This window comes from Alcaligenes sp. SMD-FA, from assembly GCF_025960365.1.
GTDB lineage: Bacteria > Pseudomonadota > Gammaproteobacteria > Burkholderiales > Burkholderiaceae_B > Alcaligenes > Alcaligenes aquatilis.
The window spans coordinates 3172120-3189938 of record NZ_CP110108.1; the positions used below are offsets into that span (position 1 = coordinate 3172120).

Here is a 17819-nt window from a genome sequence, read left to right on the forward strand (position 1 = left end):
CGTACCTGACGAGTTCCCTACCATGCATGCTAGCCAGTATCACATTAATACCCTGAAAGAAGCGCCTACCGAGGCCGAAGTTGCCAGCCACCAGCTCATGACGCGCGCCGGCATGATACGCAAAGCCGCCGGCGGTATCTACACTTATATGCCTATGGGCCTGCGCGTGCTGCGCAAGATTGAAAACATCATTCGTCAGGAAATGGACCGCTCCGGCGCCATTGAGTTGCTGATGCCAGTAGTCCAGCCCGCCGAACTCTGGGTAGAGTCTGGCCGTTGGGAAAAATATGGCGACGAGCTGCTACGAATCAAGGACCGCCACCAACGCGACTTCGTGCTGCAGCCCACCTCTGAGGAAGTCATCACGGACATCGCCCGCAACGAAATCCACAGCTGGCGCCAATTGCCGATTAACTTCTACCATATTCAAACCAAGTTCCGTGACGAGCGTCGTCCCCGTTTTGGCTTGATGCGCGGCCGCGAATTCACCATGAAGGACGCCTACTCCTTTGACCGCAACGCCGAAGACGCCCAGGCCAGTTACGACAATATGTACGACGCGTATATGCGTATCTTTGCTCGTCTAGGTCTGGACTTCCGTGCCGTGGCGGCTGATACCGGCTCCATTGGCGGTTCGCGCAGCCATGAGTTTCAGGTTATTGCCGATACCGGCGAAGACTTGCTGGTCTACAACCCTGACACCGACTACGCTGCCAATATCGAACTGGCTCCCGCCCCTTGCCTTCTGGCTGAGCGCGCCGCTCCTGGCCAAGCGCTGGTCAAGACCGCCACACCAGAGGCCCCCAAATGCGAACTGGTCGCTCAACAACTAGGACTGGACCTGACTGCCACGGTCAAATCCGTGGTGGTGGCTACCGATGTTGAAGAAGATGGGCAAACCAAGACGACTGTGTACCTGCTGCTGATTCGCGGCGACCATGAGGTCAACGACATCAAGGTTTCCAAACTGGCCGGCTTTGAAAAAGGTCACCGTCTGGCAACCGAAGAAGAAATTGTGGCCGTCTTTGGCTGCAAGCCCGGCTATCTGGGCCCGATCGGCACACGTCAAGCAGTGCAAGTCATTGCCGACCTGACCGTTGCCAACATGAGCGACTTTGTCTGTGGCGCCAACGAAGAGGGCTTTCACTACACCGGCGTGAACTGGGGTCGCGACCTGCCCGAACCCATCAAGGCAGACCTGCGCAACGTGGTTCACGGCGACCCGGCTCCTGAGGGCGGCAAGCTGGCCATCCAGCGCGGCATTGAAGTGGGCCACGTGTTCTTCCTGGGCGATGTCTACTCCAAGAAGCTGAACGCCACCTTTTTGGAAACTGATGGTAAACCGGCTGTTATGCAAATGGGTTGTTATGGCATTGGCGTCAGCCGTATTGCAGCCGCAGCCATCGAACAAAACCACGACGAGCGTGGCATGATCTGGCCTCGCGCCCTGGCCCCGTTTGAAGTGGTAATCTGCCCGATCGGCTTTACCAAGAGCGATGCGGTACGTCAGACTGCGACGGATCTGTACACGCAGCTCAAAGAACAAGGCGTGGATGTCATTTTGGACGACCGCGACGCCCGCCCCGGCATCATGTTTGCCGACTGGGAACTGATTGGCGTGCCGCTACGCATTACGATCGGTGAGCGCGGCTTGAAAGAGGGCGTCGTTGAAATGCAGGCACGCCGTGATGCCAGCAGCACCAACGTCCCGGTCGAGCAGATTGCTCAGGTCAGCGTGGAGCGTCTGGCCTCGCTGTAAAGACTCCAAGCAGGGCTGGCCGTAGGCCATGCCCTGCCCGTCAACATAAACTCTTTTACGAACGACATGCTTACTGACAAGTGGGACACCCAGGCTCGGCTTGATATTCGCGTATATTACGAGGACACCGACGCTGGGGGGATCGTATATTACGCCAACTACCTGAAATTCTTTGAGCGTGCGCGCACAGAATGGCTCAGGAACCTGGGCGTAAACCAATCCGATGTGGCCGAGCAGAATCAACGCCTGTTCGTAGTCAAGAAGGTTGAAATACAATATCTCAAACCTGCCCGGCTCGATGATTTGATCTCGGTACGCAGCCGGATTACCCAACTGGGGTCGGCTACCATCCATTTTGAACAAGGTGCCCTGCGAGGTGGGGAACTGTTATGCCAAAGCACCATCCAAATTGTTTGCGTTGACGCCAACACGCTTCGTCCAAGCAAGCTGGACTCTGATTTACGTACCCTCTTGGAAAAGGTTCAGGACTGACCATGCAAGCTACTAGCGACCTGTCGCTGATTTCGCTACTTCTCGATGCCAGTATTCCCGTTCAGCTTGTCATGCTGATCCTGCTGGGAATCTCGATTCTCTCGTGGGCCTATATCTTCAGTAAACGGGCTGCACTTAAACGCACGCTGGAGCAGACTCGCCGTTTTGAGGACGACTTCTGGGCGGGTGGCGATCTGGCCGTGCTTCAGCAATCCATCTCCTCGCGTCGTGCTGAACACGGGGCCTTGGCCCGTATTTTTGAAGCCGGCATGACTGAATTCATCAAGGCCCGTCGCAGTCAAAGCTCGGGGCCTGCCCTGCTGGACGGCCCACGTCGTGCCATGCGTGCCAGCTATCAACGCGAAATGGATACGCTGGAAACACATCTGAACTTCCTGGCCTCTGCCGGTTCGGTCAGCCCCTACATCGGGCTGCTGGGTACCGTCTGGGGGATCATGCACGCCTTTATCGGTTTGTCGGGCATGCAGCAGGCAACCCTGGCCTCGGTGGCTCCCGGTATTGCCGAAGCCCTGATTGCCACGGCTATTGGTCTGTTTGCCGCCATCCCTGCGGTGGTGGCCTACAACCGCTTTACCAACGAGCTCGATCGTATCTCGATCCGCTTTGACAGCTTTATCGACGAATTCCTGAACATCTTGCAGCGGCAGGTGAACTGATGCCATCGATGCGTGGAAGCACCGGCCGTCATGGCCGGCGCATGAAAAATGAAATCAACGTCGTACCGTATATCGACGTGATGCTGGTGCTGCTGGTGATCTTCATGGTCACCGCTCCCATGATTACCCCTGGTTTGGTGGAACTGCCTTCGGTAGGCCAAGCCTCCGAAGTACCTGCCAAGCCGGTGGAAATCCAGGTTGATAAGGACGGCAAACTGGCCATACGCTTGCGCGATGCGGGCTCCGAGTTCATGAACATCGAGAAGTCCACACTGCTCAATGAAGTACGCTCGCGTATGCAGGCCGACAGTCCGGTTGTCATCGCCGCCGACGGCAAGGTTCCCTACGAGACCGTCATGGGCTTGATGGATGAGCTGCGCTCCAATGGCATCAACCGCCTGGGTCTGATCGTCGATCGCAATAGCGACCCTGACGCTGGCAAATAACCTCTGGCCGGATAGCGTGCTCGCCGTCCGGCGCGAAAAACCTGAACTGAATGAAGCACAGAACACGCAATACCCGCAATCAGGCGCTGCGCTCGCCTGAGCAAAAGGAAGATCGGCGCGGCTTGCTCATCGCCCTGGGTCTGCACGGGCTGTTGCTGCTCGCCATTTTGGCGGGAGCCCTTTTTTCTACTGCGCCCAAAACACCCAATGCGGTGCAGGTCGAATTGTGGATGGACGGTGTCGCGCCCGACGCGGCCGTCAATGCGGATCCCGAAGCCCCCGAGGCCGAGCCAGAGCCACAACCTGAGCCTGAACCAGTTGCAGAGCCAGAACCCAAGCCTGAACCGGAACCCGAACCGCCTCCGGCACCCAAGCCACCTCCTGAACCTGAAAAGGTCACACCTCCTGCTGAACCCGAAGTCGATCCCGAGATCGCTTTGGAGCAAGCTCGCAAAGAACGCGAGCAAAAAGAACGTGAAGAAAAGCTGGAACAAGAGCGTCAGGAAAAACAGCGTCAGGACAAGCTAGCCGCTGAACGACGTGAACGTGAACAGAAGGAAAAGCAGGAACAGGAACGCAAGGACAAGGCCGAAGCAGAAGCTAAAGCCAAGGCGGAAGCCGAACGCAAGGCCAAAGCAGAGGCCGACGCCAAAGCCCGTGCTGATGCCGAACGCAAAGCCAAAGCCGAGGCAGAAGCCAAGGCCAAGGCAGACGCCGAGGCCAAAGCCAAAGCGGATGCTGAACGTAAGGCTCGCGCTGCTGCTGCCGCCAAAGCCAAGGCGGACGCCGAGCGCAAGGCCAAGGAAGAAGCGTTCCGTCGCGCCATGCGCGAAGGTGCTCCTGGCCGCCCCGGTGGTACCGCAGACCGCAACCAGGCTGGCGGCGGCGGTGGTGACGGTGGCTATGCCGCCAAGGTGCGCGCTTGCGTGCAGCCTGGCGTGGTCTACAGCACCCCTGCGCGCTCCGAAGTACGCGGCAACCCTACTTTGCAGTACCGCGTGGACCTGAATGCCGATGGCACCCCTAACCGCGTTCAAATCAAACGATCGTCCGGCATCGCTCTATTCGATGATGCCGTATCCAAGGGACTTGCCCGTTGCAGCCCTTTCCCCAAACCGCCTAGCGGGCAGTATCCATCGTATATTGATGGCGAATACCGCATGTTCGATTAATCAGGAGATTGCATAATGACCGCCGCTACCCCTGCCCTGGCGACCTTAGGTCGTCATTGGCGCGCCACGGCCACTGGAGCGTTTGCCCTGGCCGCTGGCATGTTCGCCAGCCAACCGGCTCAGGCCCAACTGCGGGTCGATATATCGGGTGTGGGTGCTACCCAGTACCCCATCGCGATCGCCGATTTTGCTGATAACCCGGCCAGCCAGTCCCTGGCCGAAGTGATTCGCGCCGACTTGACTCGTTCGGGTCAATTTCAATTGATCAATGCCACCGGTGCTGGTCTGAATGCAGAAAGCACCATCGCCTACGACGAATGGCGCAACCGGGGGGCTGATTACCTGGCCTACGGCTCGGTCGCCCAGACCGGCGGGCAATACTCCATCAGCTATCGCCTGGTGGATTCCGTTCGTCAAACACAGCTGGATGGGGTGGCTTTTGCGGGCAGCGAGAAAGAGTTACGTCGCATATCCCACCAGATTGCCGACCGTATCTACGAAAAAATCACCGGTGTACGGGGCGTTTTTTCGACACGCCTGGCCTATGTGTTGCAAACGGGCAACAACTACGAGTTACAAATTGCTGACGCCGACGGACAAAATCCACAGGTAATGTTGCGTTCTCGACACTCAATCATCTCGCCAGCCTGGTCCCCTGACGGTAAAAAGCTGGCTTATGTGAGCTTTGAGAACGATAAACCTGTTGTATATGTGCAAACTTTGGCCACTGGCCATCGTGAGCCACTGGCCAATTTCAAAGGCAACAACAGTAGTCCAGCATGGGCTCCCAACGGCAATCAGCTAGCTGTTGTGCTCTCCAGAGACGGTATTTCGCAGATTTACACGCTAAATGCAGACGGTTCGGGCTTGCGTCGTGTGATGCGTTCACCCCTGATCGATACTGAACCGAGTTTTATGCCTGATGGCAACTCCCTTGTATTTGTCAGTGATCGTGGTGGCGCTCCCAATATTTACAAAGTAAGCCTGGGAGGAAACGACGCACAACGCATTACCTTCAACGGGAGTTACAATATTTCACCGGAGGTCTCTGCGGACGGTACTAGGCTTGTATACGTCACACGCAGAAACGGTGCTTTCCGAATTGCCACTCAAGATATGGCATCAGGGTCTGAGCAACTGCTGACGACAGGTCCCGACGATCAGTCTCCGAGTTTCGCCCCTAATGGGATGCAGATCTTATATAGTTCTGTTCAGGGGGGGCGCAGTGTCCTAGCTGTAACATCCGTGGACGGTCGCGTTCGTCAGACCCTCTCGTCATTGAATGGCAAAGTACGCGAACCCACCTGGGGACCATTTACCAACTGACATCCTGTGTGACTCTTTTTCAAAAGGAATTCAAATGAGCTCGCGCATTCTTAAAAGTCTTACCCTCGCCGCCATGGCTGTAACCCTTGCTGCTTGCAGCTCGGTGCCTTTGGATCAATCAGGCTCCGGCTCAACCGGCGGTACTGGATCAGACTCTGCTAGCGCAGGCCAGATCATGGACCCTTTCAATCCTCAAAGCCCACTGGCACAACAACGCTCGGTATATTTTGACTACGACAGCTACGTTGTGAACGAACAGTACCGTGGCCTGGTAGAAATGCACGCCTCGTACCTGAGCGGCCATCCTCAGCAAACCGTGCGCATCGAAGGTAATACCGACGAGCGTGGTGGTGCTGAGTACAACCTGGCTCTGGGTCAGCGTCGTTCCGATGCCGTGGCACGTATGCTGGGTCTGCTGGGCGTGAGCAACAGCCAGATCGAAGCTGTGAGCTTTGGTAAAGAGCGTCCAAAAGCCTTGGGTAACACCGAAGCTGATTACGCCGAAAACCGTCGCGCAGACATCGTTTACCAACGATAATTTCTGCATCGACCAAGTGGTTCCGACGCCGTGGCGGTTGTTAACGCCGCGGCGTTTTTTATCGGCGCTGTGCCCGATCCACTGAAAATTCGTTATGCTGGACAACGGGCTCGCCAGGCCGGCCAAAGCCCCCCAGATCACAGCCCCCGACAGAGGGGAAACCGGCAGGTGAGGAGCCTGCGCATTGCGGATGCACATTTTTTAACGGACTTCACTATGCACGCTTATAAAAAGCCTTTTCGTCTTGCGACCGTTGCCTTGTTCGCGACGGCCGCCCTATTTGCCAGCCTGCCGGCCAAGGCCTTTGCCGATGACGAGGCCCGACGCGCCATTTTGGAGCTGCGTCAGCAAATTCGTCAGATGCACGAGCAAAATACCCAAGCTCGCCTGCAACTGGCAGATCAAATTGACACCCTGCGCTCTGAAGTTGTCTCACTGCGCGGCCAAGTCGAAAAACTGAGCTGGCAAGCCAGCGGTCAGGGCCAGAACAATGCGCCTGCCGGACAGCAAAGCCCTCATGCCGCAGACCCACAAGAACAAGCTGTCTTTGACAGCGCCATGGACGCCTATCGCGCTGGCCAATACAAACCCGCAGCCGATGCTTTTGCCGGTTTTCTGGCCGCCTACCCCTCCAGCGTTCTGGCCGATGAAGTGCGCTTTTACGAAGGCAGCAGCCTATATGCCATCAAAAGCTTCAAGACATCCATCCAAAAGCTGCAGGCTTTTGTGAAAGCGTCCCCACAAAGCCCTCGCGCTGCTGATGCTTTGATGGTGACGGCATCCAGCCAGATCGAACTGAACGATCTGAGCGGTGCCAAAACCACCTTGCAGCGTATCGTCAAAGACTACCCACAATCTGAAGCGGCCGAGACCGCGCGCAGCCGCCTGAAGCTGCTGGAATAATTACCCCGCGTGTAACGCCATACGGACCGGGTTCAAACCCGGTCTGTTTTTTTAGGCGACTGATTCTTGCCTGACTTGTACTGCTTGCCATGACACCCCCCTTTGCCGACTTCTCCACCCTTGAACTGACCGCACAAGGCTATCGCCACACATTTGTAGACCAAGGGCAAGGCGCAGCCGTTTTGCTGGTTCATGGTTCTCTGTGCGACTGGCGATACTGGCGTTGGCAGATCCCCGCCTTTGCCACCCAGTATCGGGTTCTGGCTCCCAGCCTGCGCTCCTACTGGCCCGGCGCACCCAGCCCCGGTCACTTCAGCACAGCGCAACACGCCCAGGACTTGCAGGCCTTGCTGGACCAGCATATTCCTGGCGAGAAAGTGCATATCGTAGGGCATTCTCGCGGCGGTCATGTTGCCCTGCTGCTGGCTCAACGAATGCCCGAGCAAGTGGCCAGCCTGACCTTGGCAGACCCCGGTTTCCCGACTCCTGGCGCCTATTCCTATGCCCCTTTGTTCCAGCAAGTGGCCGAACGCCTGGAACAGGGCGATCGTGATGGTGCCATGGCTCTGTTTGTGGATACGGTCAATGGCTCGGGAACCTGGAAGCAAATGACGCGCTGGTTCCGCGAGATGATTCAGGACAACGCCCATACCATGCTGGATCAGCAGCAGGAGCCCAACCTAGGGCCGAGTCTGGAATGGCTCAAACAGCTGGATGCGCCCTTGAGCTTCATCACGGGCGAGAACAGTCCCACGCGCTACCACCATTGCATGGACATCATTCGTCAGCACCGGCGCGAGGACCAGTTGCACCGCATCCCTTTGGCGGCCCATGGCATGAATCTAGCCAATCCAAAAGCATTCAACCAGGCTGTACTGACAGCACTACAAGCCTGAGCACGAAAGCAAAACTGCACGCTTGATTGAACTGCCCCCAAAAAAGTTAGACAGCCGTCCAAGCTTTTGGGGGCAGTTCAGAGACGGTCCTTTTTCTATGGAAGTGCCAACCTGAATCAGTAAGCCTGTGTCTTGGCGGGCCGTAACTCGCACTCGGCCTGGACCTGGGTATCGTCAGACAGATGCAGACTCAGGATAATGCGTTCGCCCAGCGCCAGATCCTCTTTCGCCTGCCCCAGCATTACATGAAAAGCGCCGGGCTTCAGACGTAATGTGCCACCTGCTGGAATCTCCACCTCGGACGTATGCGACATGCGTGACATGCCATCGTGTTCGGTCGTCTGATGCAGCATCACATGCCCGAACGACAAGGTGCTGGCCCCTACCAAAGCCACACTCTGCTCACCCTTGTTTTCCAGCTCCAGATACGCGGCCGAAGGCGCAGGCTCCGGCAGCATACGCACCCAGCATTGACTGGCATGGACCTGTGTGCTCAAGGCACGTACCGCTTGGGGCTTACCATGGCCTGCATGCCCCTGTGCCATCACGGTGCTGGTCAAAGCCAGCACACTTAAGCCTAGAACAACTGCGCTGCGTTTCATGATGCTCCTCACTTCTTTCTGGTCGATTGGAATTGGCCCCACTTTGAGCAGCCTGCCGCCGAGCTCCCCCGATACGCGAGGCGATCTGATACAGTACCAGCCAGTCTGCCTCTCTTACAACGGCCTTCTTTTCAGTAACGATGTCATGACCAGCACACACACTGCACCCGAACCCAAAATCGATATTGTTCAATTTCGTGATCTTTTAGAACGCCTGCATCCCTTTGCCGCCGTTCTGGGTATTGATGTCGTGCACATTGGCCACGACAACGCCTGTTTACGCCTGCCCGAACGCAATGCGCACCAACGTATGGGTGGCATGGTGGCAGGCCCCATGTTGATGGGGCTGGCGGACCTGGCTCTCTATGCCGCTGTGGTCGGTGCCACCGGCAACCCCGATGCCGTCACCTCCAGCCTGACCATCAACTTTCTGCGCAAAGCCCCTCCCGGCGATATTCTGGCGCACGCCCGGATTCACAAGACAGGCCGTACCTGTGCGGGTGATGTTCTGCTGGAACCGGCCAACGGCGGCCCGGCTGTTGCACAAGTGATCAGCACCTGGTCTTTGCCTCGCCCCCAATAAACCATGTTTGCAAAGTCTCACACTCCCGGCCCGACCCAGCTCTGGCTGGCGGAGCTGCAATCGTCCATGCGCTTGGGCGGCCCCCTGATTCTGACAAATCTGGCGCAAGTCAGTCTGTTGGCAACGAATATGATTTACATGGGCCGACTGGGCCCTGATGAGCTGGCTGCCGGCTCTCTGTCCGCCAGCCTATACCAAGCCTTCATGATTTTCAGCATGGGGCTGGTATCGGCTGTCGTTCCCATGCTGGCCACGACACTGGGACGACGACTGCGCAATGTACGCGAATCCCAGCAGATCATTCGCCACGGATTTCTGACCGCTTTGCTCATTACCCTGCCGGCCTGGATTGTGCTGTGGAATGCCGAGCACATCTTGCTCATGATGGGCCAAGACCCTGTCGTCGCGGCGCGGTCCGTGACCTATATGCATACCCTGCAATGGGCCCTGCTGCCCTACTTGGGTTACATCGTGCTGCGCTCATTTCTGGCGGCCATGGAAAAACCTGGATGGACCTTGGCGGTGGCGATTACGGCCATTGGTATCAATGCCATACTGGGCTGGCTCCTGGTCTTCGGTAACCTGGGCTTGCCTGCCATGGGATTGGCGGGCGCGGGACTGGCCACGACCGTATCCAGCGTATTCATGTTTGCAGCGTTAAGCTGGATCGTGCTGAGCGACCCGCGTTTTAGACGCTACTACCTGTTCAACGAAGCCTGGCAGTGGAGTTTTAAGCGTCTGTGGAAAATGTGGGCACTGGGTATTCCCATTGCGATTACCTTCACCCTGGAAACGTTGGTCTTTTACGCCGCCGTCATGATGATGGGCGTGCTGGGACAATCTGATCTGGCTGCGCACGCGATTGCCATGCAGATTTGCGCGGTGTCCTACATGATTCCTTTAGGTTTCAGCCAGGTCGCCACCATCCGTGTGGGACTGGCGGCAGGCCGGGTCGATCCTTTAGGCGCACGTCGTGCCGGCTGGATTTCCTACATCCTGGGCGTAGGCTTTATGGGCTTGGCTGCCTTGGTATTCTGGTTCGCCCCCTTGACGTTGATCAGCCTGTTCCTGGACCTGGATGTCGCCGAAAACCAGGACGTTATTGAACTTGCCATTACCTTCCTGGCGCTGGCCGCTTTGTTCCAGATCAGTGATGGTGCCCAGGCTGTAGCTGCAGGGATGCTACGTGGCCTGCATGACACGCGCATACCCATGCTGCTGGCCTTGCTAGGGTATTGGGTGCTGGGTGTTCCTACGGGTTCTTTACTGGCCTTCCAGTTCAATATGGGAGGGATGGGAATCTGGATCGGACTGGTAACAGGTTTGTCTGTGGTTGCCGTGCTGATGACGCTACGCTGGATGCGGGCCTCGGCGCGCTTGGGACGCAAGCGGCCTGCACGAACGGCATAGTCTGGGGTCTGCTCGGTGTATCGACTCTGTCGTCATAGGCTGACTACAAACCCGCCCCAGAGGCAATACCGAACGCACTTGGGCTGAGCCTGAGCAACAGCCAGAAAAGCCGCAGCAGCCACACATTGCAAAGCCCCTTGCTGGACTATCCAACAAGGGGCTTTGTGTATCTACAAACTGCGGGGCAGATTACTGCTTGGGCAGTTTGCTGGCCACGCCTTCCACGTAGTAGTCCATGCGGTTCAACGCATCGTCATCCAGGAAACCGGATTCCAGACGTACCTTGCCGTCGTTGTCCTTGATAGGAGCGGCAAAAGGTTGCAGCGTACCAGCCTCGATCTCGGCCTGCTTGGCCAGAACAAACTCTTTCACGTCAGCGGGCACTTCGGGACCGAAGCCTTCCAAAGCCGCCATACCGGACTTCAGGCCACCCCAGGTGCTGTCGTTCTGCCACTTGCCATCCAGAACTTCAGTGGCCTTGCGAGTGAAGTAGTCACCCCAGTGGTGGGTCACAGCAGCCAGTTGGGCTTTAGGGCCGAACTTGCTCATGTCGGAGTGGTAGGCAATAGCGTACTTGCCCGCTTCTTCCGCCGCTTGCACGGTGGCAGTGGAGTCGGTGTGGTGAGTCACCACGTCTGCGCCCTGACCCAGTAAGGTCACAGCCGCATCACGTTCTTTACCTGGGTCGTACCAGCTATTGGCCCACACCACGCGCACCTGGGCTTCGGGGTTCACGCTCTTCAAACCGATAGCAAAGGCGTTGATACCTTGCAACACTTCAGGAATGGGATGAGCACCCACGTAACCGACCACATTGGATTTGGTCATCTTGCCAGCCAGCACGCCAGCCAGGTAACGGGACTCGTAGAAACGGGCGTTGGTGGTTGCCACGTTAGGAGCTGTCTTGTAGCCGGTGGAGTGGACGAATTTCACGTCAGGAAACTGCTTGGCCACTTTCTGCGTCTGGTTCATGTAGCCAAACGAGGTGGTGAAGATCAGCTTGTTGCCTTGCTGGGCCAGATCGCGAATGACGCGTTCTGCGTCAGCGCCTTCAGGCACATTTTCCACGTACTGAGTGACCACGCGGCCTTTCAGGGCCTCTTCCATTTCACGGCGGCCAATATCCTGCTGCCAGGTCCAACCGGCTTCACCGATAGGGCTGACATATACAAAACCGATTTTCAGGGGTTCTTGATCGTTTGCCTGAGCGGACACAGGCAAGGCGGCCAGGGGGGAAGCGATGGCAGCGGCCAAAAGGGCCTTGCGCATAAAGTTTCCAGTCATGTCAGTCCTCTAGTTGTTGGGATTGAAGTTTTTGCCAAGCGATGCAGGCATATTCAACCTGATCCAGTTAGCGTTTCGGGAAATTAAAACCAGCACAATAATCGTGGCCAGATACGGCATCATGGCCAGCAATTGCGAGGCTACCGGAACACCCAGAGCCTGCGCATGATAGGTCAGGATCGTGACCCCACCAAACAAGTAAGCGCCCAGCATGACGCGCCAGGGTCGCCAAGTTGCAAACGTTGTCAGCGCCAGGGCAATCCAGCCACGCCCGGCAACCATATTCTCGACCCACATCGGCGTGTAGACCAGGCAGATGAAGGCACCAGCCAAACCGCAGCAGGCCCCCCCGAACATCAAGGCGCCCAGGCGAATGTAGCGCACGTTATAACCGAGCGAATGCGCTGAAGCAGGCGACTCACCCACTGCGCGCAAGACCAAGCCAGAACGTGTACGAGCCAAAAACCAGGCCACGGCAATGCACAGCACCCAGGAGACATACACCATATAGTGTTGCTGGAAGAACGCCGGCCCAATCAGGGGAATATCTTTCAGAACCGGAATGGATAGCTTGGTGACAGTCAGAGAGTTGCCGGTGAAAGGCAGACCGATATAAGCCGAGGCCCCGACCCCAAATAGCGATAAGGCCAAGCCACAAGCCACCTGATTCGCGCCTAGCCAGACCGTCAACCAAGCAAAGGCAGCGGCCATCACGGCCCCCACAACCGCGCCGAGCACAAAGCCCAAGGCCGGGCTGCCTGTTTGCACGGCCACAGCAAAGCCCACAATGGCGGCCATCAGCATCATGCCTTCCGAGCCCAGATTGATAACGCCCGATTTTTCATTGATCAGCAAACCCAAGGCCGCCAGGAGCAATGGGGTGCCTGCGTTGATGGTTGCGGCTAGCAAAGGTGCAATCGCGTCCATTACTTTCTCCAGACCAAACGCTTGGTGATGAGCACGTCACAAGCCAACAAGGAAAACAAGAGGATGCCCTGGAAAATGCCGGTAATCGCATTGGGCAGGCCCAATCGACTTTGAGCCAGTTCCCCACCGATATACAGCAAAGACATCACAAACGAAGAGAAAATCAGTCCCAGTGGGTGCAGTCGCCCCACAAAAGCCACGATGATGGCCGCAAAACCATAGCCGGGTGAAATAGAAGGGGTCAATTGCCCGACTGGCCCCATCACCTCTGCGGCTCCGGCCAGACCGGCCAGTGCACCTGAAATCAGCAAAGAACTCCACAAGGCCTTACGGGAAGAAAAACCCGCGTAACGAGCCGCCAACGGCGCCATACCGCCCACTCGCAAGCGGAAACCGGCCATGCTGCGTGTCAGGAAAAGCCATGCAGCAACCGAGGCAATCAGCGCCAGCACAATACCAGTATGCAAACGCGTACCCGGCAAGACGGCAGGCAAGAGAAACCCATCAGAAAACAGACTGGATTGCGGAAAACCAAAACCGTCAGGATCACGCAAGGCACCATGCACCAGGTAGCTGAGCAGGTGCTGGGCCACATAGACCAGCATCAGGGACACCAGAATCTCGTTGGCATTGAAGCGATCTTTCAGGAAAGCCACAATCGCCGCCCAGGCCATGCCACCGAGCATGCCGCAGGCCAAGGCAATGCTAATCAGAAAAAAGCCGCCGTTCTCGCCATTGTCTACCTGCAAAACAAAGGCTCCGGCTGCCAAAGCGCCCATCACCAACTGCCCTTCTGCCCCGATATTGAAGATATTGGCCCGAAAGCAAATCGCCAGACCGACAGAGATCAGCAGCAAAGGAATCAGCTTGACGCCTACCTCTGCCCAACCATTCAGGTCACGCAAAGGCTCCAGAAAAAACACATTCAGGCCCGCCAGGGGATCTTTGCCCAAGGACCAGAACAAGGTTCCGGCAACCACCATGGTCAACAAGACCGCCAACAAAGGCGAACACCAGGCCATCAAGGTAGAGGGCGTGGCACGAGTCTCAAGCCTGAACATGCTCACCCTCCTCCCACAAACCGCTCATCCATTGCCCAATCTGATCAACACTGGCTTGCGCCACGGGAATAGAAGGAGACATACGACCTTTGGAGATAACAATCAGGCGATCGGCAATCGCAAACAATTCGTCCAGCTCTTCGGAGATCACCAGCAAGGCACAGCCCGCATCACGCAGAGCCAGTAGCTCGGCGTGAATCTGGGCAGCAGCCCCGACGTCCACGCCCCAGGTTGGCTGGGCAATCACCAGAATGCGCGGCTGACGGGTGACTTCACGGCCAATAATGTATTTTTGCAAATTCCCGCCCGACAGGCTGTTGGCAGCGGCCTGCTCGTTGGAGGTTTTGACGCGGAACCGCTTGATAATCCCGCCTGCCAGACGGCGGATGCTGGAAAAGCGCAGAAAACCCCGTTTTACCGTTTCCGGGTTTTGATGAGATAGCAGCAGATTTTGGGCCAGAGACAACTCTGGCACCGCACCGCGCCCCAGGCGCTCTTCGGGGACAAAACCCATGCCCTGGTCACGTCGCCAGGCCGCATCACGCTGGCCAATCGCCTGGCCGTCCAGCAAAATCATGTCTGCCTGCGCGCGGGTATCTTCACCCGACAAGGCCGCCAGCAACTCCTGCTGACCATTGCCGGAAATACCGGCCACACCCAGAATTTCGCCCTGGTGCAGATCAAAACTGACGTCCTGCAATTCGCAGGCAAACGGATGAGATTTGTTCAATTGCAGATGACGTACCTGCAAGAGCGTGCCGCCTTGCTGCATGCTGCGCTCACCCAGCGACTGAGGTTCAGCACCAATCATCAGGCGCGATAGGCTGGCCGTGGTTTCCTCGCGGGGATCGCAATAACCCGTGACCTTGCCCATGCGCATGACCGTACAGGCATGGCACAGCTCGCGGATCTCATCGAGCTTGTGGCTGATATAGACAATGCTGCAACCTTCTGCGGCCAACTGACGCAAGGTGCCGAACAAACGGCGCACCGCCTGCGGCGTCAGTACCGATGTCGGTTCATCCAGAATCAGCAGCTTGGGCTTGCCCAGCAAGGCACGCACAATTTCCACCCGCTGGCACTCACCCACGGACAAGGTATGAATGTGGCGTTGCGGGTCCAGATCCAGCCCGTATTGACTGGCAGTCTCGCTAATGCGGCCCGCCAGCTCCTGCATATTGGTGGAAGCAGGCAAACCCAGCGCAATGTTTTCCGTGACCGTCAGGGTGTCAAACAAGGAAAAGTGCTGGAACACCATACCAATGCCCAGTTGTCGGGCGGCCGCCGGGCTGCTGATCTGAACGGGCTGACCGTCCCAAAGAATCTGGCCCTGATCTGGTTTGACCACCCCGTAGATGATCTTCATCAGGGTGGACTTGCCCGCGCCATTCTCTCCCAGCACGGCATGAATTTGCCCCGGCAGAATAGACAAGGAAATATTGTCGTTAGCCACCACCGCCGGATAGGCCTTGGTGATAGCGCGAAGTTCCAGGCGTGGCACAGCCTTGGGGTCTACGGATACCGTTTGCTCACCAGACTCAGAAGAATGGCCCACGGGAGACGATGGGGTCATGGCTGTATCAGCAAAAAAATATAAAACGTCTGAGCAAGCCCATCATGGCCTGCTCAGACGTAGAAAAAGAAAAGCTCAGGGTTTAACGCTTGCCCAGGGCTTGCTCGATTTTCTTATCAGTCTTGTATTGGCTAAGAGCGTATACCGCCCAAATCGCGGCAGGGATCCATCCGATAAGGGTCAACTGCAAGATCAGGCAAATAATACCCGCCACTGGACGACCAATCGTGAAAAATCCTAACCACGGCAACAATAGTGCGATCAGTAAGCGCATGAGAATACTCAAAATAATAAGAAGTGGGCGCTATTTTACCCTTTATTGGCGCACCGAATCATTCGCCTGAAATCAAACAAGACAAATGGCCCGGATCAGGCAGGCTGAACCGGGCCGATACTTGGGCACTGAACTTACAACAGCTCTTTACGCAACTGTGCGGCCGACTTGGGCGAGAGCAGGCCTGGGGCCACATCCAGGACAGTCTGGGCACCAATCTGACCGCTCTTGTTCATGCGGTACGCAGCGCGCGCGTAAGCGACCAACACGCTGGACGTGAACTCCGGATTGCTGCCCAGATTCAGCGCATACTCCACCACTTGCTGCGAGCCCGAACCCGATTGGCCGCTACGGATCACGAACCCCCCGTGTGGCATGGCTGCGTGGTCACGAGCCAGTGTTTCAGCGTCGATAAAGTTCACTTCGGTGTCGTAGTCAGCAAAGTAGTCAGGCATGGTGACAATCGCTTCTCGCACCGTATCGGCATCCGCGCCCTGCTCCAGCACCACAAAACACTGACGCTTATGCTTTTCACGGGTGCTAAGTTCAGGCTGCTCACCGTTGCGTACGCGCTGTACTGCGGCCTCGATAGGCAGGGTGTATTGCACGCCACCGGCCACACCGGCGACACGACGAATTGCATCGGAGTGTCCTTGGCTCAGCCCCTTGCCCCAGAAGGTGTAGGTCTGACCAACGGGCAAGACACATTCGCCATACAGACGATTCAGCGAGAACAGGCCCGGGTCCCAACCCACCGCGATCAAAGCCGTGGTACCAGCGCCTTGAGCGGCCGCATCGACAGCTGCGTAGTACTCGGGGATACGGGCGTGGGTATCAAAACTGTCCACGGTTGTGAACCAGCGTGCCAGGGCCGGGCCTTGCTCGGGCAGGTCATTTTTAGAGCCACCACAGAGAATCAGCACATCGATATCATTGCGGTACTGTTCGATCTGGTCCAGGGCACGTACGGGCACGCCTGCACTTTGCAGTTGCAAGGAAGCAGGGTCGCGACGAGTAAAAACGCTGACCAGCTCCATGTCCGGGTTTTGTGCCAGGGCCAGCTCTACGCCTCGTCCCAGATTGCCGTAACCTGCAATACCGACACGGATTTTGCTACTCATGGGTGTTTTCCTTAAATCTGATAAATAAGTGCTGTCAGAACTGCTGCGCTCTGAAGCGGCTGGCCTAGTCGCTGATCATACGGGCAGCAAAGCCCATAAACAGCAGCCCCACCGAGCCATTGCCCATACGGGACAGACGCTGATGACGTCGAAAAATGCCTGCCAGGCGATTGCCGCCAAAAATCAGCAAAGACAAATAACAAATACTGATCAGCTCCACCACCAGACCCAGCAGCATAAAAGCCAAGCCCGTGTGACCTTTGGACGGGTCCACAAACTGCACGAAAAAGGACAGGAAGAACAGGATGGCTTTGGGGTTCAACAAACTCAGGAGCAAGGCCTTGCGAAAGCGGGTGTCGTGGCGCAAACGCGTGTCTACGGACTGCACCGGGCCGCCTTGTCTGAAGGCCGACTGCAAGAGCCGCACACCCAGATACAACAAATAGGCAGCACCCAACCAACGTATCCCCGTATGCAACATGGGTAGCGTCTTGAGCAGCGAGGCGGCGCCCAGGGCTGTCAAGGTCATCAAGATGCCATCGCCCACGACAACGCCAAAGGCCGCTTTATAGCCTTCACGCACACCATGCCCGGCGCCACTGGCCAAGACATATAAAGAATTGGGACCGGGTAACAGTACGATAAACACCGTACCCACGACAAAGGCCCAAAAATTGACTATACCGATTTGTTCAAGCACACCGGCCTCGCGAAACGCAGCAGAATCAGCAATTTTAGCGCTAAAAAAATGCCCCTGACACGGGTGGAGTGCCAG

Annotated in this window: 19 protein-coding genes; 11 read left to right on the plus strand and 8 right to left on the minus strand. The window is 56.9% G+C overall.

Features of this window, described 5'->3' with window-relative positions; all coding sequences use genetic code 11:
• Positions 1 to 22 precede the first annotated feature (22 nt).
• The 9 genes from OKX01_RS14720 (at position 23) to OKX01_RS14760 (ending at position 8209) form a co-directional block, all read left to right on the plus strand.
• Positions 23 to 1759: a proline--tRNA ligase gene (locus tag OKX01_RS14720; protein WP_108728651.1), complete on the plus strand. Its 1737-nt coding sequence runs from the start codon at positions 23 to 25 to the stop codon at positions 1757 to 1759.
• Positions 1760 to 1825: 66 nt separating this feature from the next.
• Positions 1826 to 2251 carry a tol-pal system-associated acyl-CoA thioesterase gene (gene ybgC / locus OKX01_RS14725; protein WP_094197551.1) on the plus strand — a complete coding sequence of 142 codons (426 nt, stop codon included), beginning with the start codon at positions 1826 to 1828 and terminating at the stop codon, positions 2249 to 2251.
• Positions 2252 to 2253: 2 nt separating this feature from the next.
• The gene (gene tolQ, locus OKX01_RS14730; RefSeq protein WP_009454887.1) at positions 2254 to 2928 is read left to right on the plus strand and encodes a protein TolQ; all 675 of its coding nucleotides are present in this window, start codon (positions 2254 to 2256) and stop codon (positions 2926 to 2928) included.
• Positions 2928 to 3374, plus strand: coding sequence for a protein TolR (gene tolR / locus OKX01_RS14735; RefSeq protein WP_108728650.1), 447 nt, complete (start codon positions 2928 to 2930; stop codon positions 3372 to 3374). Before tolQ ends, tolR begins: the two co-directional genes overlap by 1 nt.
• Positions 3375 to 3424: 50 nt before the next feature.
• Positions 3425 to 4546: a cell envelope integrity protein TolA gene (gene tolA, locus OKX01_RS14740; RefSeq protein ID WP_094197553.1), complete on the plus strand. Its 1122-nt coding sequence runs from the start codon at positions 3425 to 3427 to the stop codon at positions 4544 to 4546.
• Positions 4547 to 4561: 15 nt separating this feature from the next.
• On the plus strand, positions 4562 to 5872 hold the full coding sequence (gene tolB / locus OKX01_RS14745; RefSeq protein WP_094197554.1) for a Tol-Pal system beta propeller repeat protein TolB: 1311 nt from the start codon (positions 4562 to 4564) through the stop codon (positions 5870 to 5872).
• A 34-nt stretch (positions 5873 to 5906) separates the two neighbouring features.
• On the plus strand, positions 5907 to 6410 hold the full coding sequence (gene pal / locus OKX01_RS14750) for a peptidoglycan-associated lipoprotein Pal (RefSeq protein ID WP_121739477.1): 504 nt from the start codon (positions 5907 to 5909) through the stop codon (positions 6408 to 6410).
• A gap of 216 nt (positions 6411 to 6626) precedes the next feature.
• The gene (ybgF, locus tag OKX01_RS14755; protein ID WP_094197556.1) at positions 6627 to 7313 is read left to right on the plus strand and encodes a tol-pal system protein YbgF; all 687 of its coding nucleotides are present in this window, start codon (positions 6627 to 6629) and stop codon (positions 7311 to 7313) included.
• 89 nt (positions 7314 to 7402) lie between these two features.
• On the plus strand, positions 7403 to 8209 hold the full coding sequence (locus tag OKX01_RS14760; RefSeq protein WP_108728648.1) for an alpha/beta fold hydrolase: 807 nt from the start codon (positions 7403 to 7405) through the stop codon (positions 8207 to 8209).
• Between the two features lie 116 nt (positions 8210 to 8325).
• On the opposite strand, the gene OKX01_RS14765 is transcribed toward OKX01_RS14760, so the two are convergent.
• The gene (locus OKX01_RS14765; protein ID WP_108728647.1) at positions 8326 to 8811 is read right to left on the minus strand and encodes a copper chaperone PCu(A)C; all 486 of its coding nucleotides are present in this window, start codon (positions 8809 to 8811) and stop codon (positions 8326 to 8328) included.
• Positions 8812 to 8956: 145 nt separating this feature from the next.
• Between OKX01_RS14765 and OKX01_RS14770 the strand changes: the two genes are divergently transcribed.
• Complete coding sequence (locus OKX01_RS14770) at positions 8957 to 9394, plus strand: PaaI family thioesterase (RefSeq protein WP_094197559.1); 438 nt, start codon at positions 8957 to 8959, stop codon at positions 9392 to 9394.
• A 3-nt stretch (positions 9395 to 9397) separates the two neighbouring features.
• Positions 9398 to 10804 (plus strand): MATE family efflux transporter, encoded by a 1407-nt coding sequence (locus OKX01_RS14775; protein ID WP_094197560.1) that lies wholly within the window; start codon positions 9398 to 9400, stop codon positions 10802 to 10804.
• A gap of 189 nt (positions 10805 to 10993) precedes the next feature.
• On the opposite strand, the gene OKX01_RS14780 is transcribed toward OKX01_RS14775, so the two are convergent.
• The 7 genes from OKX01_RS14780 to leuE all read right to left on the minus strand — a co-directional run bounded on the left by OKX01_RS14780 (position 10994) and on the right by leuE (position 17744).
• Complete coding sequence (locus OKX01_RS14780) at positions 10994 to 12073, minus strand: BMP family ABC transporter substrate-binding protein (RefSeq protein WP_086061419.1); 1080 nt, start codon at positions 12071 to 12073, stop codon at positions 10994 to 10996.
• A 24-nt stretch (positions 12074 to 12097) separates the two neighbouring features.
• The gene (locus OKX01_RS14785; RefSeq protein ID WP_042489288.1) at positions 12098 to 13015 is read right to left on the minus strand and encodes an ABC transporter permease; all 918 of its coding nucleotides are present in this window, start codon (positions 13013 to 13015) and stop codon (positions 12098 to 12100) included.
• On the minus strand, positions 13015 to 14076 hold the full coding sequence (locus OKX01_RS14790) for an ABC transporter permease (protein ID WP_094197562.1): 1062 nt from the start codon (positions 14074 to 14076) through the stop codon (positions 13015 to 13017). Before OKX01_RS14790 ends, OKX01_RS14785 begins: the two co-directional genes overlap by 1 nt.
• On the minus strand, positions 14063 to 15649 hold the full coding sequence (locus tag OKX01_RS14795) for an ABC transporter ATP-binding protein (RefSeq protein WP_230019202.1): 1587 nt from the start codon (positions 15647 to 15649) through the stop codon (positions 14063 to 14065). The genes OKX01_RS14790 and OKX01_RS14795 overlap by 14 nt, the downstream gene beginning before the upstream one ends.
• 82 nt (positions 15650 to 15731) lie before the next feature.
• A complete protein-coding gene (locus tag OKX01_RS14800; RefSeq protein ID WP_003802304.1) occupies positions 15732 to 15923 on the minus strand; it encodes a YqaE/Pmp3 family membrane protein in 192 nt (63 codons plus the stop codon).
• A gap of 134 nt (positions 15924 to 16057) precedes the next feature.
• Positions 16058 to 17044, minus strand: coding sequence for a diaminopimelate dehydrogenase (locus OKX01_RS14805; RefSeq protein ID WP_094197563.1), 987 nt, complete (start codon positions 17042 to 17044; stop codon positions 16058 to 16060).
• A 64-nt stretch (positions 17045 to 17108) separates the two neighbouring features.
• Positions 17109 to 17744 carry a leucine efflux protein LeuE gene (gene leuE / locus OKX01_RS14810; protein WP_094197564.1) on the minus strand — a complete coding sequence of 212 codons (636 nt, stop codon included), beginning with the start codon at positions 17742 to 17744 and terminating at the stop codon, positions 17109 to 17111.
• Between the last annotated feature and the right edge of the window lie 75 nt (positions 17745 to 17819).

Coding starts and splice junctions, on each gene's coding strand:
- OKX01_RS14785 (WP_042489288.1), bottom strand. CDS start 13,015: ATGGACGCGATTGCACCTTTGCTAGCCGCAACCATCAACGCAGGCACC.
- ybgC (WP_094197551.1), top strand. CDS start 1,826: ATGCTTACTGACAAGTGGGACACCCAGGCTCGGCTTGATATTCGCGTA.
- OKX01_RS14775 (WP_094197560.1), top strand. CDS start 9,398: ATGTTTGCAAAGTCTCACACTCCCGGCCCGACCCAGCTCTGGCTGGCG.
- tolR (WP_108728650.1), top strand. CDS start 2,928: ATGCCATCGATGCGTGGAAGCACCGGCCGTCATGGCCGGCGCATGAAA.
- OKX01_RS14780 (WP_086061419.1), bottom strand. CDS start 12,073: ATGCGCAAGGCCCTTTTGGCCGCTGCCATCGCTTCCCCCCTGGCCGCC.
- OKX01_RS14765 (WP_108728647.1), bottom strand. CDS start 8,811: ATGAAACGCAGCGCAGTTGTTCTAGGCTTAAGTGTGCTGGCTTTGACC.
- OKX01_RS14805 (WP_094197563.1), bottom strand. CDS start 17,044: ATGAGTAGCAAAATCCGTGTCGGTATTGCAGGTTACGGCAATCTGGGA.
- tolB (WP_094197554.1), top strand. CDS start 4,562: ATGACCGCCGCTACCCCTGCCCTGGCGACCTTAGGTCGTCATTGGCGC.
- tolQ (WP_009454887.1), top strand. CDS start 2,254: ATGCAAGCTACTAGCGACCTGTCGCTGATTTCGCTACTTCTCGATGCC.
- OKX01_RS14790 (WP_094197562.1), bottom strand. CDS start 14,076: ATGTTCAGGCTTGAGACTCGTGCCACGCCCTCTACCTTGATGGCCTGG.
- OKX01_RS14800 (WP_003802304.1), bottom strand. CDS start 15,923: ATGCGCTTACTGATCGCACTATTGTTGCCGTGGTTAGGATTTTTCACG.
- OKX01_RS14795 (WP_230019202.1), bottom strand. CDS start 15,649: ATGACCCCATCGTCTCCCGTGGGCCATTCTTCTGAGTCTGGTGAGCAA.
- OKX01_RS14760 (WP_108728648.1), top strand. CDS start 7,403: ATGACACCCCCCTTTGCCGACTTCTCCACCCTTGAACTGACCGCACAA.
- OKX01_RS14770 (WP_094197559.1), top strand. CDS start 8,957: ATGACCAGCACACACACTGCACCCGAACCCAAAATCGATATTGTTCAA.
- pal (WP_121739477.1), top strand. CDS start 5,907: ATGAGCTCGCGCATTCTTAAAAGTCTTACCCTCGCCGCCATGGCTGTA.
- OKX01_RS14720 (WP_108728651.1), top strand. CDS start 23: ATGCATGCTAGCCAGTATCACATTAATACCCTGAAAGAAGCGCCTACC.
- tolA (WP_094197553.1), top strand. CDS start 3,425: ATGAAGCACAGAACACGCAATACCCGCAATCAGGCGCTGCGCTCGCCT.
- ybgF (WP_094197556.1), top strand. CDS start 6,627: ATGCACGCTTATAAAAAGCCTTTTCGTCTTGCGACCGTTGCCTTGTTC.